This window comes from Variovorax sp. PAMC28562 (assembly GCF_014303735.1).
Lineage (GTDB): Bacteria > Pseudomonadota > Gammaproteobacteria > Burkholderiales > Burkholderiaceae_C > Variovorax.
Genome location: NZ_CP060296.1, coordinates 222,003 through 236,344, shown reverse-complemented (window position 1 = coordinate 236,344; position 14,342 = coordinate 222,003). Strand labels below are relative to the sequence as shown.

Sequence of the window (14,342 nt, the reverse complement as noted above, 5' to 3'; positions counted from 1 at the left end):
TTTGAAGGGATGGAAAATCGATGACAGTGGTGATGAAACAGTCATCCGGAAAGGAGCTCGCCGACTTCCTGGAAGTCTTCGATCTGCTCGCAGACAGCTTTGATCGTCATCATGATCGGTTTTCTGAGCAGCAAGGCCTGCAAAGGAGCTCGTTGCAGGCTGTCGTGTCGTATTGCGTTCATCGGCGCAGCAGCCAAACGACACCCAGCAACACCACGATCAACAGCAATGCTGCGACGTTACGTCGCCATGCGCGTGAGTGCAGCTGCTCGGTCTCACGCCGCGTGGCTTCGAGGTCTTCAAGCTGAGAAGGTCGCTTCCAGAAGTCGTCGTTATCCACTTTCACCAACGCCTCCCTTACTTCTTCTTGTTTTCGCAGCGCATGTGTGGAATACAGATTCGAACTCTCGATTCTTCATTTGTGGCGGCGTCTTGGGTAGTTGGTTGGTACCGTGAGGGCGCAGCGCGGTCGCAAAGCTAGACAGGCAGTCGGTACAAAAGAAAAGCCAGCACCGCGATGCACAACGAAGCCACCGCGACGCCGCCGATCCAATACAGCCAGCGAGCGCGTGGTGGTTCGGTATTGGCTGCGGTTATGGGTCGCGCGCTGACTTGCTGCCAGGCGCTGAAATTTTGGATTCGCTGCCCCTTGCTGGTGTCGCTGACCGTTACCTCGGCGAACTCGTTGCCGCATCCTCTGCAATGCGTTGAGTCGATTGCGTTTTGCTTGCCGCAAAACCGGCACTCAACCAGCGGCTTGAGAGCCGTCGAAGGCTCTGGAATTGCAACGGTATTCATTCGTCGACCTCGCGTGCTTTGATCATCTCTGTGGAGCACACGACTTTCTGTCCAGCGAATAAGGCCATCAATTGCATCCTCAAAACGTTCATGTGAAAAATTCACATGTCGGGCCAAGCCTAAATTCCTTGTGCTCAGGGCGGATGTGGGACGGCACCGCATTCTTCTGTCCAGAGACTGTCTGAGCCGATTTGTCCCGCTACGTTGGGCCGAACTTCTGCTGCTGGCTGCGGTGATTGCTGAACCGGACCTTAACGATTGCGCAGAAATCGCATAAAGTCCTCGCGTATGAGAATTGTTCGCTTTCGCGTCCTGCGATCGCTCGTTGAGGAAACCGTTGATTGATGAACGCTTAGGCTGGGCGCTTTCGGTCTGCGCGCGCGTCATGCGTCCCTTGATCCGCCTTGCCCTGAATATGGGGGTCAAGCATCGTGACCTCGAAGAGTTGGTGCGCGATCTGCTGCTTGAGGAGGCACGGACATCCTGGCGTGAAAAAGGAGTCGAACCCAACATCAGCCAGTTGTCGATCACCACCGGACTCAATCGCAAGGCGGTCACGCTCAAGGTCAGAGCACCAACGGACGCACTGCCGCACACCGACATGTCAGCCGCCTCCAAGACCTTGACGGCGTGGCTTGAGCTCGTAAGCACGTTGCCCGATCTCAAAACACTCCCGGTCACTGCCGCGGAGCCGCTGCTCAGCTTCGAGATGTTGGCCCGACGCTCGAGCCGCGGGAACCACCATCATCGCGCCGTGCTTGACGAGTTGACGCGACTGCATATGGTCGAGGAAAAGGATGGCCGCGCCACGTTGGCAGTCGCTGGCTTCGTGCCCGCCGACGATGTGCGATCCATGCTGGCGTTCCTCGGCGACAACGCACGGGATCATCTGCTCGCCGGCGTGTCGAACACGTTTGGTCGGGCGCCCCAGATGCTGGAGCGGTCGGTTTTCGCTGGCGGCCTCACGCTCGACGATTGCGGTGCGATCCAGCAACTGGCGCGACTGCGATGGGACGCTTTGCATCACGAACTTGCCGGGCTGATGACAAAGGCCGTCGATGCGGCCGAAGGCCATGGCGGTGCTCGGATTCGCGTGGGCGTCTATGCCTATCACGAAGAGCGCGCTGCAGCAGCGGCGAAACCTGCCGCGACCGACTGAGATCGCAGGCGCGTGCGCCATGACCGGCGGCTTGCCGCTGGTTCATCCCGAATTGCTCAGTTGAAAGTCACCGTGTTCGCAAGAAGAACGCCGTTCAGAACCTGTGAGCCGGTCACCGTCACCTTGACGCCGTTGCCGAGGTTTCCGACGATGCCGTTTTGGAACAGCACGTTTTGACCGCTTGCATTGATGGGCTGTCCGCGGACCTTGAAGTCCGCCGCGCTGGTGAACCCGCCTACCGTGCCAATGAGTGCGAATGAGGACGGGCCGCCGGTGCCGGAAATGTGCCGGATCTTCACCTTCGTCGCCCGCAGCATGCCGGCGGAGAAGACGCCCGCTACTTCCAGCTTCACGCCGTTGCCAATGCTCGAACTCGGCCCGCCGGTGATCTGCGCTGTGCCCGCATCGACGGGCACGCCGAGTACCTTCAAGGACGCCAGTCCAGCGTATTCGGTCACCACGCCGTCAAGGGTCGCCGTCTGTCCCGTTGCCTGCGCAAGCGAATACCACGATTGGAGGGCGGTTGCATTCAGCGCACCTGCGCTGGCAAATCCGACCCCGCGAACCCGGACGATCGTTCCATTCGCCAGCGTTGCTGAATCAAGACCACCGACAAACAAGGCGTTGGCATAGTTCACGTTCAACGTGCCGATCGAGAAGACGCCGGCAACCTTGTCCAGATTTCGCACGGTGCCCGTCAGGATGGGCGCGCCTCCGGAAGCGACTCGAGCGATACGCGTGGCGCGCAGCATGCCAGGCGCTGCGGGCAAACCCCAGACCTGCAAGGTCGATCCGTCCGCAATGCCGGACAGCCCGCTCGCGTCGGCCCAGACCGTCTCCTCGTCCGTGGAAACCGTGGTACCAAGCAGGCTGAAGGTGCTGCTTGCCAAGTCGATGTTAGACACCGTTCCGCGCAAGTCGGCAGCCGACTCGACCGTCGCTGCCGTGCCCGCGGTGAAGTTGCTATTGACCGGACCAGTGACCTTGACGCTCATGCCGAGCAGCAGCTCTGGCGCATCCTGCAAGTTGAACACGGCGCTGTCGGTGTTGTAGCGCACGCCATTGAGAATCACGCTGCCCAAGCCGTCGGTCGAACCGATGCCCGCGGCCGACGCAGAGCTCACGCCTGTTCCTCCTGACCCGACCCCGGAGCCATCATCGCCACCGGCTGCGGCAGCGGAAGAAACGCCTCCGGCGGCGCCGGAAGACGAGGCGCCTCCGGCGTTTGCCGCGCCATCGCCTTGCGCAGCGCCTGAACCGCCCACGTTCACGGCTGTGCCAGTGCCCGCAATGCCTATGCCGCCTGAGCCCCCGCTGCCACCTCCGCCACACGAGCCAATGAGAAGGCTTATCGCGAAAAGCACAACGGGCTGCCAAATGTTTTTATTCATCGCGGGGTGCTCCAAGCTGTCGGCTCGTGGGCCGGATTGCATTCGCTATTGGATCTTCTCTGCTGTTTTCCGTGAACGCATAGATGCCGACACGAATGCGGGCGCTCTTGTCGTCGCTGTCTGCGTCGACCGCGCGCGTCATTGTGGCTGCCAGCTCACGGTGAAGCACAGACCATCGCGTGCGCACCAACTGTTGGATCGCCTCGCAGGCCTCAGGCGTCAGTCCGCGCGCATAGATTGCGCGCTCAAGCATGGGCGGATTGTCGTGCAGCACATTCGAGACGGCCGCTGCCAGATGATCGTGGGCGTTGTCTCCGAGCACGACAAGCATGCTGCGCAGATCGGCCAGCGGCACAAAACTCGAAGTCTTCAAGCTCGCCCGGCCGCCTTGTACTGCTACCAAATCCAGCCGGATAAGTTCTTCAAGAATGGCGCGGTGGTGCAGGTTGCCTCGACTGGCGCGACGGGCAATGACTTCAAACGTCAATGAACCATCATCCGCAGAAACTGGAAGTGACTGGAGTTCGGGATCGTCTTCGCGCAGCTGGGCCCAGAGTGTGAGTGTCTTGGCCGCCGCCGACAGTTCGGTATGCGGGGCATCCTTGGCAGGCGTTCGTACTCTGAGCGTGATGGCTTTGCGATTGAGTCCGGTGGTTACGGACAGCTGGCTAATGTTGGGTTCCACAGCTTGTTCGCGCCACAGATGCGTCCCCTCGTCCAGCAGAAGCTCTGTGAGCAGGCGTTGCAAGTGCGAGTGCTTCAAACCAAGCGAAAGTGCAAGCCGGATGACTGGACGCAAAACACGCCTGCAAGCGTCCAGCGCGACGACGCCTGCTTCCTGGGTGCCGGCGGCGGTCAAGGTGCCTTCATGCACATGTCAGTGACGAACCGCCGCGCGCGGCAGCCTGTACAGAGATGCGAACGCGTTGCACCAACACCTCCATCGAGTTGACGGCTTATCTGGCGGAGGCAATGCCGACTTCGGTGCGCGCGCGACCTGACTTTGAAGCAGCGTACGCGCGATGCGATCAAGGTTCTCGACGCAATGGCGGTCGCCCCGCGCCAGCGCTTGCAGCGATTGCGCATATTCATCGGTGAGTTGTTGCCAGTGTGAAAAGGCAACGCCCATCGACAGACTGTCATCCCTCATGGCGTCTCCGGATTTAGCAGAAGCGTTGTTCACCAACAATTATGTGACATTGTCACATTGTTGTAAATCAGCCTGAAACAATTCCCAAAACCTACAAGCGACGGCGTAATGTCTGACAAATGGAGTACCAAAGTATCGCAATAGTATGTGACTTCCTCACATTTCTCACCTTACTTCGGAGGCCACGATGAAGCTTGCGCTGTTTGAACGACCCAATCTGAACGCACTACTGGACAGCGCGACGGATGCGATAGCGGGCGCGATTGCACGGCTGGTGCACGCAGCGCAACAACTTCTGGCTCTGGCCGCGTTTGAGCCTGACCTTGCAGCACGGGCAGCGGTAGCGCGGAGCAAGACCGTCATCGGGGAGCTCGAAGCGGAGCGTCGAGTGGACGACAGTCGGCCTCTTTATCAGCGCGGCCGGTCATGAACGCCTGCGCACTGAAGCGTGTCCCGGGGCGTTCGGGGTTCCAGGACATCTTTTCGGCCTGAGTCGAGTGATTCCATGGAACACACGTGGCCCTTTCCGGCATTTGCAGACCCGCTGCGCGCTTACATAGCCCCGACCGATTTCGTTGGACTGCTGTGGCTGCGCGATCGGTCGCCGATCCAGGTGTGCGAATTCTGTCGAACAGCAGGTTCTCGCAAGGCGCGGTGCGATGTTTGTGGGACCGTGCACATGCCTCACGAAACGTCGTCGACTGCTTCTCCCAGCACAGGCGATGAAGGGCAGGGCGCCGTGCCGTTGGCGCCGATCGTCCGGGTAATGGCACGCTTGCTGATCGTGCCGTTGCTGCTGTTCATCGCGTTTTGCGTTTGGTACGCGCTGCACCACCGGTCGCAAAGCTACGACTCGCAGCAGGCTCAGTCGGCAGCGCCGGTGTCTATGGCCCAGGAGCCCGGCAAAGTGGAAGCTCGAAGCCCTCAAGGCTATGTCGCTCCCCTCGTGGCTCCCGTGCCGGCCGCCTCTCGCAGATTGACTTCCTACAGGCCTTCCGGTGGCGAACACTCATCTGGTCTTTGCGCAGGTCGCAATGTGCTGATGCGCGCCGTCTGCATGAACAACCTGTGTGCTTTGCCGAGCCATGCCCGGCAGATGCAGTGCGCGACAGCGGTGGCGCAGCGTCGTCTCGACGAAGAGCGCCGCAATCCGGTTCTGGCGAACTGAAATGCGAACTGCATGCGGCGCGCAATGACGAGTCTGCTTAGCCCCAAGAGAATCTTGCACGGCGGGATGCGCGGTGAATGACAGTTTCGGCGCCGCAGCTGACCCAGTCGCCCGCGTCCCGATCAGGATCGGCATCGCGGACGACCACCCAGTTGTGCGAACTGCACTTCGGCACTGGTTGCTGGAACACTCGGATCTCTGCATTGGAGGTGAAGCCGCCGATGGTTTCGAAGCGCTTGAACTCGCCACGCGCAACACACTGGACGTGCTGGTGCTGGATCTCACGATGCCCGGAAGGGACGGCTTCGACATCATCGGATCGCTTCGGTCCAGGGCGCCGGGAATGGCCATTTTGGTGTTCAGTGGCCATCCGGAAGCGCAGTACGCCCGCAAGCTGCTCGAGGAAGGGGCCCATGGATACCTTCACAAATCCTGCGACCCGGACCAGCTCATCGTTGCGATCCGTCGCGTCGCCAGCGGCCGCAGATACCTGAGTGCAACGCTGTCGCAGCACTTTGCGCGCGAATTGTGCGAGGGGGCCCTGCCACTCCATCAACGCCTGTCCAAACGGGAGTTTCAGATTCTTCTGCTTCTGGCGGCGGGAGACAAGCCGGCCGTGATCGCAAAGAAGCTTCATCTTTCGGCCAGAACCGTCACGCTCTACCGGTCGCGATTGGTGAGAAAGCTCGAGCTGTCGACCAACAGCGACCTGACTTACTTCGCTTTAAAACACGGCTTGCTCGATTAAGGACCGCCATTGACCCATGTGCGGAGCGTGGAATAAGAGTCCGGGATGGTTGCCGATCACCGTGGCGCTAGTCCACTTTGCCCGGTGCCTTCGCTGCCGCCGCTTGGTTGATGGCGACCCGCTTCCAAGTCGCATCCACGTCCCGCACCCAGGCTTCGATGCGTTGCTGGCGAACCCGCTGATCACCCGCAGGTTTGTGCGTGAGCCTTGCCACGTCACCGATGTCGAAGTGGGGCGGCACCTGGCTGTACGGAAAGGGTGGCTCTTTCAGGGAAGCATCCCGGATGGACTGAATTTTTGTGCGGAGGCTGACGGGTTCGTTCATGTGGGCGAGTATGACGGTGCCTGCCGTCGTGTTGTTTCTCGTACGCGCGCACTCGCGCGATAGTCCGACTCAGGCGCTGAGGCTTGCGCGCTATACCTCGCCATCATGAAATCGATATGTTTATCGCCGCTTCCAGGAGGTGCCATGTGGCGAGCCATTGCGTTTGCAATGGTCTTGCCCATTGTTCCGTCGCACGCCGCATCACCCACCGATAACCCGCTGGCCGCCGAACGATGGCAGTCGCGGCCGATCGTGGTTGTCGTTCCGGCCTCCGATCGTGCTCTGCTGCGGCGCGTCGAATCAGCGCTGGAACGCCCCGCGACTCGCGCAGCGTTCGTCGAGCGCGAGATGGTTCTCTACACCGTCGAAGCGGGCCAGGGTCGACGAAACGGCTTGGTGATGACGCGCGAGCAGACCCGTTCCCTGCTAAGCGCGCTCGAACTCAATCCGCACGGCCCGCCGACCTTCGTGCTGGTCGGCAAGGACGGCGGCGTGAAGCTGGTTAAGGGAAACGACGTCGATCTGGATCAAGTATTTGCAACGATCGATCGCATGCCGATGCGGCAGCGCTGATCGTCCGCTGACCCATGCTATTCAGAGGTCCGCGGCTATTTGCTCCAGGTTGGAACGTCGGTTGTGGCCTGCGTTCCATGGCCCAGTGCGCCAGAATGCTGCGATGAACCGGTTCGCACTCTATCTTTTCGTCCTGCTGATCGCGGGCTGCGGTACACCGCCCAACCAGATCATCTCGCTGCGTGAAGGCACGTTCCGGGCACCGTTTTACGACCAGGCCATAACTTACTGCCAGAAGGACGGCTTGACCGCTTCCATTCTGGGCAAAGCGCAAGCGGAAAACGGGATTGTGTTCGCCTGCAAATAGTGGAGCGGCCCGGGCTCGATAGGCAGCCTGAGGTTCAGGCCCGGCGGTCCAGCATGCCCTTCAACTCACCCCTGTCGAGCAAGGCCTTCAACTCATCGGCGCCGCCGACGAGCACGCCCTTGACGAACACCATCGGAAAGGTCGGCCAGCCGGTCCACATCTTGAGCGCATTGCGGTCGCGCCATCCGCTCAGGTAGCTGCCGTATTCGAGGTACTTGAATGCCTGCCTGGCCTCGTCCAGCAGCTTGCGTGCCTTCTTCGGATAGGGGTTGATCGCCATGCCGACCACCACGATGTCATTGGCGGCGATGGCGCCCATCACTTCGCGCACGATCCCTTGCCGGCTCTCCGAAATCGCGGTGCGCACAGCGGGATGGATATGGGCTTCATCTAGGACGGGACGCGGCATGAAAGCTTTCTGAGGTTTGCTGAATCGAATGGTTTCAGCTGTCGCCCCATGCTAGCCCCCGTAGCCCGGCATCAGGGCACAGGCGTGCCGTTGATCGCGATTTGCTTGATGGCGAGGGCCCTTCGACCGTGATCGGTGCCTTGACCGCCGCAACGCAATTGGTGTCGCTCCAGGTCTTGATCTCCGCCGGAAATGCGGTGCTGCGGCGGTGCCGATGGTCTTGCCGCAGAGGTCGATCGGCGCGCTCACGTCGGCAGTCGAAGCCGGTGTGTAGAACTGGACGCCCGAGTGCAAGTAATCGATGAAGTCGAGCGCTGACCTGACGACCTGACGACCTGAAGTTGTGGGCGGCATCAATCCCGATACTGCACGCCCGGCAACACGCACAGCATTTCGAACGCCAGGTTGGCACCGACCAAAGCGGTCGTGCCGTGCGGGTCGTAAGGCGGGGAAATTTCGACCAGATCGGCACCGACGATATTCAACCCGCGCAGGCCGCGGATGATTTCCATGCCTTGGTGCACGCTCAGGCCACCGATCTCCGGCGTGCCGGTGCCGGGTGCGAAGGCGGGGTCGAGCCCGTCGATGTCGAAACTCAGGTACACCGGACCCTGGCCTGCCAAGCCCGCGACGCGTTCCTTCACTTCCTTCATCAACGGCGTCAGGCTCTTGTGCCAGCACTCCTCGGCCTGCACCACGCGAAAGCCCTGTTTGCGGCACCAGTCGAAATCGTCGGCGTGGTAGCCGGTGCCGCGCAGGCCGATCTGCACCACGCGGTCGCAGTCGAGCAGGCCTTCTTCGACCGCACGACGAAAGGGGGTGCCATGCGCGATCTTTTCGCCACCCATCGTGTCGTTGACGTCGGCATGCGCATCGACATGCACCACGCCGATCGGGCCGTACTTCTTGTGCATCGCGCGCAGGATCGGCCAGGCGATGGTGTGGTCGCCGCCGATGGTGATGGGCCGGCAGCCGTTGGCGATGATGCGGTCGTAGGCAGTTTCGATGCGTTCGATCGAATCGAAGATGTTGTACGCGTTGGTCGCCACGTCGCCTATGTCGGCCACTTGCAGCGAGTCGAAGGGCGCGGCGCGCGTCGCCATGTTGTAAGGGCGCAGCAGCACGGACTCGCTGCGCACCTGGCGCGGCCCGAAGCGGGCGCCTGAGCGGTTGGAGGTGCCAAGATCGAACGGCACACCCACGAAGCAGGCGTCCAGCCCATCGCTGGTTTCCTGAATCGGCAATCGCATCATCGACGCGATGCCGGCGAAGCGTGGCACGACGTCGCCGCCGAGCGGCTGGTTGAAGCGGGCGGCCGTGGCCGTGGTGGCAGTGGGCGCGACAGTGGAGGTGGGCGATGACATGGGCGGGCTCGGCAACGGGTTGGGAATCTCTCGCCATGCTACCGAGATGCCGGCGGCGCGAACGGCAAAAAAACTCACCATCGAGGAAAAGCGATCTCCTTACATGCCTGCTGGGGTGTCGGGCTTACCGTGTGAGTTGTGTGTTCTTCTCCTTATTCTTCAATCTCCGGGCAGCATCGGCGCTGCATCTTTGCACCAGGCTCACTACTCGGCGGTCTGCTCGCTATCGCGATGGCGCAGCCGGCCACCGCGCAACCCGCGCCAGCAGCAGCGGCAGCGGCAAGGCCCGCCTTGTCCTGCGAGCAGGCCAATAGCAACTACCAGGCAGTCAACGGCGCGCCGGTTCGCGAACCGCGCAGCGTCGAACTGGCCTGGCGCGACGTGCAGCGCGTGTGCGGCGCCGCGTCGAGCGCGGAGCCGCCGCCGCAGCAGTACGTCGGACCCGCTTCGACCGACCCACGGCCTGTAGCGCCAGTGGCGCCGAAGGCACCGGTCACGCCGACTGGGTCGGACCTATCGCAACAAAGGAGCCCCCTCAAATGAACATGCCCAAAGTCCCTTCCGAAGACGATCCGGCGCAGCTCCCCGTGCAGCCGGAGTTCCCGACAGACGAGGATCCGACGAATCCTCACTCGGACGAGGGTGAGGCCGGCGCTGACGAAAACGCGGCCGGCTTCGTCAAGAAAAAGCTCTGAAGCTCTGAGTCCATGAGGCGATGCCGAGCGCCTGACACACTGCGCTCTTGAACTCATGCGCCCGAGGCTCTACATTCCGGGCATGTACGAACCGGAGAGCGCATTCGATGAGATTTCTCACTGACACCGACGACGAGGTTTTCGACCTGTTGATCGGCTACGCCGGCAGCAGCGAGATCGTGTCCGAGGTAATGGCCCGACCGGGGCGCGACAGCGTGAGGCTGCCACAGGTCATCAAGGAAATCGACGAATTGCTGGCAGCGCGCAAAAGCCAGGCAGCACTCCGTTCGCGAGTGCTCGACGTGCCGCTCGCGATGGCAGTCGCACCGGTCTAGCCCCGAGCTTTTCGACCGGCTCGCGCGCCCCGTTCCTTTTTAGCCTCCGCACCCCGCCTCCGCTCATGTCGCTTGCCTGGGCAACCGTCGTTGTCGTCGTGCTTCTGTTGCCGGGCTTTGCGTTCTTCTTCGGGTTCTATCTGCCCGACCAGGTCACGCGCGAGGCGACGCCCATCAGCCCGCTCGGGCAGCTCGCAATCGTCGTCGGCGTGGCCTTTCTCGTGCACGCTGGCTGGTATATCGCCATCAATGGCTGGCTGTGCCGGTCTGAAATCCTCGGTGCGCGCTGTGTCGCGCTCGACGAGTTCATTCCGCTGCTGCGCATCGACAGCCTGCCGGCGCCGCCCCGGCTGAGCGACACGCCGCAGACGTTGTCGGCCATTCGCGGCACGCTCGCTTCCACCAGCAAGATGGTTGACGAAAACGCTGTCCAGATCACGGCGTATTTCTTCGTCGTCACCGTGACCGGCGCGCTGCTCGGGCTGGCCGCCGGCATGGTCATGCAACTGCGGGCGATGCGGCGCTTCGCGCGCCATCGCTGGATGTATTCGCTCAACGAGGGGCGGCGTCATGCAGGCGGCTCGAAGAAGGCGAAGCGGGTCCGGGCCAATGTGTTGACCAAGTCCGGCGATACGAGCGGAGCCGTGCTCATCTACACCGGCGTGGTCGAGGATTTTTTCGTCAAGACCGACGGAACGATCAGCCAGCTGGTGCTCCGGTACCCGAAGAAGGGGCACATCAGGATCGGCGACGCGGGCTCGATGGAAGCCATCGCCGTGCAAGACATCCCGCCGGCCGAGTTGGATGCCGGCCTGAGCTTCCTGTTTTTGACCAGTTCCGACATCGCCAACGTCTTTTTCGTGGCAGAGCCGGTGCTGGAGCACACCGAGCAGGAGATGCAGGAACTTCGGCGACTGAAGGAAGCAAGAGACGCGCAGAACGCCGAAAACGCAGAGGCGAATCAGCCCGGCAACGCCGTTGCCCATGCGGCTGCCGGCAAAACTGTGGTGCCCTGAAAACGCTTGCACGCAACTCCGGCCAGACGTGTCAAATTACGCAGACACGGCATGCATCGCGGGGCAGAATTCTGTTCATGGTTCTTGCGCAATCACCCTTTTGGCAGCGTCGTAACTGGTGGCTGACCGTGGCTCTCGGCGTCACTGTCACGGCACTGGCCGGCGTGCTGGTGGTTGCTGCACTGCTGACGCCGAACGAAGAAAGCTGGTTGCTGAGCGCTGCGATTCTTTGCGCCCTGCCGTGGTCGCTGGTGCTGTTGACACTGGACCAAGCCCCCGGCTTTGCCGAACGCGCCGGCTTCTTCGTGGTGGGCGGTGTCTGCCTGAACGTGACGCTGCTCTGGTTCGTCTGGCGCTGCGTGGCCGCGTACCGGCGCCGGACTGTTTTTCAGTAACCCCTGGCCGGCTCGTACAGCCCATCGGGCGTCTCGCCCCGCTCGAACTTCGCAATCTGCGTCGCAAAGAAAACAGCGCGTGCGCGCCGTGAAGCCATGGCGCCAACATGCGGCGTGACGAAGATCTTGTCGTGTGCCCAGGCTGGATGGTCTGACCGCAACGGCTCCTCTTCGAACACGTCGATGAAGGCGCCGCACAGGTGCGACGCATCGAGCGCCGCAGCCAGATCGTCGTAGCGCAGATGCGACCCGCGGCCAACGTGGACCAGGCCCGCACCTTTGGGCAACAGGGCGAACGTTTTCGCGCTGAGGATGCCTTCGGTTTCAGGCGTCGCCGGCAGCAGGCAAACCAGTACATCGCAGCGCTCGAAAAAGGCTGGCAGCTCATCGTCACCCGCATGGCATTCGATGCCGTCGAGCGCCTTGCGGCTGCGTGACCAGCCGATCACCTCGAAGCCCAGCCCCCGCACCATTTGCGCCGTGTGCGCGCCCATCGCGCCGAGCCCGAGGATGCCGACGCAGGTGTCGGTCGCGGCGCGCTCCGTCGTGAACATGTCCCATCGATGCACGGCCTGCTGCCGCACCATTCGCTTCAAGTCGCGCAGCAACGCCAGCACGGCCATGCAAACGTACTCACTCATACGCTGCGACGCTTCGGGCGTGGCAGCGCGGAGCAGCGGCAAGTGGCGGGGCCAGGCGGGGTCGGCGGTGATGTGCTCTACGCCGGCGGCGCTGCTGAGCGTCGCCCGCAGATTCGGCATCGCAGCCAGGCGGCCCGGCTCCGGCTCCCAGACCAGCGCGTAGTCCACTCGCTCCGGCGACACCGATGCGTCGTCCCACCAGTGCACGTCGATATGCGGCGCAACGGCTTGAAAGTGCCTGCGCCATTCGGCTACCGCTGCTTCGCCGCCGGACTTGACGACGAGGACGCGCTTCGCTTCGTGACCTGCTGCCATGGGCTCAGCCGATGTCGAACGTCACGCCCTGCGCGAGTGGCAATTCGGTCGAATAGTTGATCGTGTTGGTGGCACGCCGCATGTACGCCTTCCAGCTGTCGCCGCCGGCCTCGCGGCCGCCACCGGTTTCCTTTTCGCCGCCGAAAGCGCCGCCGATTTCGGCACCGCTCGGTCCGATGTTGACGTTGGCGATGCCGCAGTCCGAACCGGCGCTCGACATGAAGCGCTCGGCCTCGCGCATGTCGAGCGTGAAGATGGAAGACGACAGGCCGGCGCCGACCGCGTTGTTCCAGGCAATGGCCTCGTCCATGTTTTCGTAGCGCACCACGTAGAGGATGGGCGCGAAGGTTTCGCGCAGCACGGCGCCCTCATGTGCTTTCAACTCGACCAGAGCCGGGCGCGCATAAAAAGCGTCGGCCCCGCCAATGCTGGTCACGCGTTCGCCGCCATGCACGATGGCGCCGGCAGCGCGGCTCTCGTGCAGCGCTGCCTGCATGCCGGCAAAGGCCGCAGCGTCGATCAGCGGACCGACCAGCGTGCCGGGCTCGCGCGGGTCGCCGACCTGAACGCTGGCATACACCTTGGCCAGGCGCGGCACGAAAGCGTCGTAGATGCTGTCGTGCACGAACAGGCGACGCAGCGAGGTGCAGCGCTGGCCGGCCGTGCCCATGGCAGAGAACGCGACGCCGCGCAGCGTGAGGTCGAGGTCGGCCGATGGCGCGACGATGGCGGCGTTGTTGCCGCCGAGCTCGAGGATGGCGCGCGCGAAACGGGCGGCCACGCGCGGGCCGACCTTGCGCCCCATGGCGGTCGAGCCGGTGGCGGAAAGCACCGCCACGCGCGCATCGTCGACCAGTGTTTCACCGATGTCGCGCTGCCCGATCAGCAACTCGAGCAGGCCGACTGGTGCGTCACCGAAGCGTGCGAGGGCGCGTTGCGCGATGGCATGCACGGCCAGCGCGGTCAGCGGCGTTTTCTCCGAAGGCTTCCACACCACTGCATCGCCGCACACCAGCGCCAGCGCTGCATTCCACGACCAAACGGCCACCGGAAAGTTGAAGGCCGATATGACGCCGCAAACACCCAGCGGATGCCACGTTTCCATCATCCGATGCTGTGCGCGCTCGGTGGCGATCGTCAGGCCGTAGAGCTGGCGTGACAGGCCGACCGCGAAGTCGCAGATATCGATCATTTCCTGCACTTCGCCGGCGCCTTCGGATGGCACCTTGCCGACTTCGATGGTCACGAGCCGGCCGAGATCGGTCTTGGCCGTGCGCAGTTCTTCGCCCAGCAGGCGGACCAGTTCACCGCGGCGTGGTGCCGGCACCTTGCGCCATTCCAGAAAGGCCGCGTGGGCGCGCCCGATGGCGGCAGTCGCCCCGGCTGACGAGCTTTGCGTGACCGCGGCGATGGTCTCGCCGGTAACGGGCGAACGTGCTGGAAGATCGCCACCGACGGTTGCGGCGCGCGGCACGCCGAGGCGCTCCAGCAGGGCTGCGACTTCTTCGGAAAGAGCGGATGCAGGGGAGCTTTGGGCTTGGGTCATGGCGTCA

General features: G+C 62.7%; 21 protein-coding genes. 11 read left to right on the top strand and 10 right to left on the bottom strand.

The annotated features are described in order from the left end of the window. Positions 1-178: 178 nt before the first annotated feature. A complete protein-coding gene (locus H7F36_RS01135; protein ID WP_187052958.1) occupies positions 179-346 on the bottom strand; it encodes a hypothetical protein in 168 nt (55 codons plus the stop codon). Between the two features lie 131 nt (positions 347-477). Continuing rightward, complete coding sequence (locus H7F36_RS01130; RefSeq protein WP_222620421.1) at positions 478-915, bottom strand: hypothetical protein; 438 nt, start codon at positions 913-915, stop codon at positions 478-480. Positions 916-1,093: 178 nt separating this feature from the next. Here H7F36_RS01130 and H7F36_RS01125 point away from each other — a divergent pair, with 178 nt between their 5' ends. Next, positions 1,094-1,957 (top strand): DUF6502 family protein, encoded by an 864-nt coding sequence (locus H7F36_RS01125; protein ID WP_315971436.1) that lies wholly within the window; start codon positions 1,094-1,096, stop codon positions 1,955-1,957. A 56-nt stretch (positions 1,958-2,013) separates the two neighbouring features. Here the strand turns inward: H7F36_RS01125 and H7F36_RS01120 are convergent, their stop codons facing one another. From H7F36_RS01120 to H7F36_RS21980, 3 genes are all read right to left on the bottom strand, one after another. Next, positions 2,014-3,081 carry a DUF5666 domain-containing protein gene (locus tag H7F36_RS01120; RefSeq protein ID WP_261802457.1) on the bottom strand — a complete coding sequence of 356 codons (1,068 nt, stop codon included), beginning with the start codon at positions 3,079-3,081 and terminating at the stop codon, positions 2,014-2,016. A 259-nt stretch (positions 3,082-3,340) separates the two neighbouring features. Beyond that, positions 3,341-4,207, bottom strand: a complete 867-nt coding sequence (locus tag H7F36_RS01115; protein ID WP_222620420.1) for a DUF6502 family protein — start codon at positions 4,205-4,207, stop codon at positions 3,341-3,343. 18 nt (positions 4,208-4,225) lie between these two features. Beyond that, on the bottom strand, positions 4,226-4,498 hold the full coding sequence (locus H7F36_RS21980; RefSeq protein ID WP_222620419.1) for a hypothetical protein: 273 nt from the start codon (positions 4,496-4,498) through the stop codon (positions 4,226-4,228). 187 nt (positions 4,499-4,685) lie between these two features. On the opposite strand from H7F36_RS21980, the gene H7F36_RS01110 reads away from it, so the two are divergent. From H7F36_RS01110 to H7F36_RS01100, 3 genes are all read left to right on the top strand, one after another. After that, entirely contained in the window at positions 4,686-4,928 is a 243-nt protein-coding gene (locus H7F36_RS01110) for a hypothetical protein (protein ID WP_187052955.1), read from the top strand. A gap of 249 nt (positions 4,929-5,177) precedes the next feature. Next, positions 5,178-5,666, top strand: a complete 489-nt coding sequence (locus H7F36_RS01105; protein WP_187052954.1) for a hypothetical protein — start codon at positions 5,178-5,180, stop codon at positions 5,664-5,666. A gap of 73 nt (positions 5,667-5,739) precedes the next feature. Then, the gene (locus H7F36_RS01100; protein ID WP_261802456.1) at positions 5,740-6,414 is read left to right on the top strand and encodes a response regulator transcription factor; all 675 of its coding nucleotides are present in this window, start codon (positions 5,740-5,742) and stop codon (positions 6,412-6,414) included. Positions 6,415-6,481: 67 nt separating this feature from the next. Here the strand turns inward: H7F36_RS01100 and H7F36_RS01095 are convergent, their stop codons facing one another. Next, positions 6,482-6,739, bottom strand: coding sequence for a hypothetical protein (locus tag H7F36_RS01095; protein ID WP_187052953.1), 258 nt, complete (start codon positions 6,737-6,739; stop codon positions 6,482-6,484). Between the two features lie 168 nt (positions 6,740-6,907). On the opposite strand from H7F36_RS01095, the gene H7F36_RS01090 reads away from it, so the two are divergent. After that, a complete protein-coding gene (locus tag H7F36_RS01090; protein WP_261802455.1) occupies positions 6,908-7,312 on the top strand; it encodes a DUF4174 domain-containing protein in 405 nt (134 codons plus the stop codon). Between the two features lie 103 nt (positions 7,313-7,415). Further along, positions 7,416-7,619, top strand: a complete 204-nt coding sequence (locus H7F36_RS01085; protein ID WP_187052951.1) for a hypothetical protein — start codon at positions 7,416-7,418, stop codon at positions 7,617-7,619. A gap of 34 nt (positions 7,620-7,653) precedes the next feature. On the opposite strand, the gene H7F36_RS01080 is transcribed toward H7F36_RS01085, so the two are convergent. Together H7F36_RS01080 and speB are read right to left on the bottom strand one after the other, a co-directional pair. Then, positions 7,654-8,028 (bottom strand): glutaredoxin domain-containing protein, encoded by a 375-nt coding sequence (locus tag H7F36_RS01080; protein WP_187052950.1) that lies wholly within the window; start codon positions 8,026-8,028, stop codon positions 7,654-7,656. Between the two features lie 353 nt (positions 8,029-8,381). Then, positions 8,382-9,392 carry an agmatinase gene (gene speB / locus H7F36_RS01075; RefSeq protein WP_187052949.1) on the bottom strand — a complete coding sequence of 337 codons (1,011 nt, stop codon included), beginning with the start codon at positions 9,390-9,392 and terminating at the stop codon, positions 8,382-8,384. Positions 9,393-9,623: 231 nt separating this feature from the next. Between speB and H7F36_RS01070 the strand changes: the two genes are divergently transcribed. From H7F36_RS01070 to H7F36_RS01050, 5 genes are all read left to right on the top strand, one after another. Further along, complete coding sequence (locus H7F36_RS01070) at positions 9,624-9,935, top strand: hypothetical protein (protein ID WP_187052948.1); 312 nt, start codon at positions 9,624-9,626, stop codon at positions 9,933-9,935. Continuing rightward, positions 9,932-10,087 carry a hypothetical protein gene (locus H7F36_RS01065; protein ID WP_187052947.1) on the top strand — a complete coding sequence of 52 codons (156 nt, stop codon included), beginning with the start codon at positions 9,932-9,934 and terminating at the stop codon, positions 10,085-10,087. The genes H7F36_RS01070 and H7F36_RS01065 overlap by 4 nt, the downstream gene beginning before the upstream one ends. Positions 10,088-10,194: 107 nt before the next feature. Next, positions 10,195-10,422 carry a hypothetical protein gene (locus H7F36_RS01060; RefSeq protein ID WP_187052946.1) on the top strand — a complete coding sequence of 76 codons (228 nt, stop codon included), beginning with the start codon at positions 10,195-10,197 and terminating at the stop codon, positions 10,420-10,422. A 65-nt stretch (positions 10,423-10,487) separates the two neighbouring features. Beyond that, on the top strand, positions 10,488-11,438 hold the full coding sequence (locus tag H7F36_RS01055) for a hypothetical protein (RefSeq protein WP_187052945.1): 951 nt from the start codon (positions 10,488-10,490) through the stop codon (positions 11,436-11,438). Between the two features lie 77 nt (positions 11,439-11,515). Then, positions 11,516-11,833, top strand: coding sequence for a hypothetical protein (locus tag H7F36_RS01050; protein ID WP_187052944.1), 318 nt, complete (start codon positions 11,516-11,518; stop codon positions 11,831-11,833). Here the strand turns inward: H7F36_RS01050 and H7F36_RS01045 are convergent. Together H7F36_RS01045 and H7F36_RS01040 are read right to left on the bottom strand one after the other, a co-directional pair. After that, a complete protein-coding gene (locus H7F36_RS01045; RefSeq protein WP_187052943.1) occupies positions 11,827-12,789 on the bottom strand; it encodes a 2-hydroxyacid dehydrogenase in 963 nt (320 codons plus the stop codon). The genes H7F36_RS01050 and H7F36_RS01045 overlap by 7 nt on opposite strands. A gap of 4 nt (positions 12,790-12,793) precedes the next feature. Beyond that, positions 12,794-14,335: an aldehyde dehydrogenase family protein gene (locus tag H7F36_RS01040; RefSeq protein WP_187052942.1), complete on the bottom strand. Its 1,542-nt coding sequence runs from the start codon at positions 14,333-14,335 to the stop codon at positions 12,794-12,796. Positions 14,336-14,342: the final 7 nt, after the last annotated feature.

Bases quoted from the DNA above. Each gene is read 5' to 3' on its own strand.
- H7F36_RS21980 (WP_222620419.1), bottom strand. From the start codon at position 4,498: ATGAGGGATGACAGTCTGTCGATGGGCGTTGCCTTTTCACACTGGCAA.
- H7F36_RS01110 (WP_187052955.1), top strand. From the start codon at position 4,686: ATGAAGCTTGCGCTGTTTGAACGACCCAATCTGAACGCACTACTGGAC.
- H7F36_RS01105 (WP_187052954.1), top strand. From the start codon at position 5,178: ATGCCTCACGAAACGTCGTCGACTGCTTCTCCCAGCACAGGCGATGAA.
- H7F36_RS01095 (WP_187052953.1), bottom strand. From the start codon at position 6,739: ATGAACGAACCCGTCAGCCTCCGCACAAAAATTCAGTCCATCCGGGAT.
- H7F36_RS01090 (WP_261802455.1), top strand. From the start codon at position 6,908: ATGGTCTTGCCCATTGTTCCGTCGCACGCCGCATCACCCACCGATAAC.
- H7F36_RS01085 (WP_187052951.1), top strand. From the start codon at position 7,416: ATGAACCGGTTCGCACTCTATCTTTTCGTCCTGCTGATCGCGGGCTGC.
- H7F36_RS01080 (WP_187052950.1), bottom strand. From the start codon at position 8,028: ATGCCGCGTCCCGTCCTAGATGAAGCCCATATCCATCCCGCTGTGCGC.
- speB (WP_187052949.1), bottom strand. From the start codon at position 9,392: ATGTCATCGCCCACCTCCACTGTCGCGCCCACTGCCACCACGGCCACG.
- H7F36_RS01070 (WP_187052948.1), top strand. From the start codon at position 9,624: ATGGCGCAGCCGGCCACCGCGCAACCCGCGCCAGCAGCAGCGGCAGCG.
- H7F36_RS01065 (WP_187052947.1), top strand. From the start codon at position 9,932: ATGAACATGCCCAAAGTCCCTTCCGAAGACGATCCGGCGCAGCTCCCC.
- H7F36_RS01060 (WP_187052946.1), top strand. From the start codon at position 10,195: ATGAGATTTCTCACTGACACCGACGACGAGGTTTTCGACCTGTTGATC.
- H7F36_RS01055 (WP_187052945.1), top strand. From the start codon at position 10,488: ATGTCGCTTGCCTGGGCAACCGTCGTTGTCGTCGTGCTTCTGTTGCCG.
- H7F36_RS01050 (WP_187052944.1), top strand. From the start codon at position 11,516: ATGGTTCTTGCGCAATCACCCTTTTGGCAGCGTCGTAACTGGTGGCTG.
- H7F36_RS01045 (WP_187052943.1), bottom strand. From the start codon at position 12,789: ATGGCAGCAGGTCACGAAGCGAAGCGCGTCCTCGTCGTCAAGTCCGGC.
- H7F36_RS01040 (WP_187052942.1), bottom strand. From the start codon at position 14,335: ATGACCCAAGCCCAAAGCTCCCCTGCATCCGCTCTTTCCGAAGAAGTC.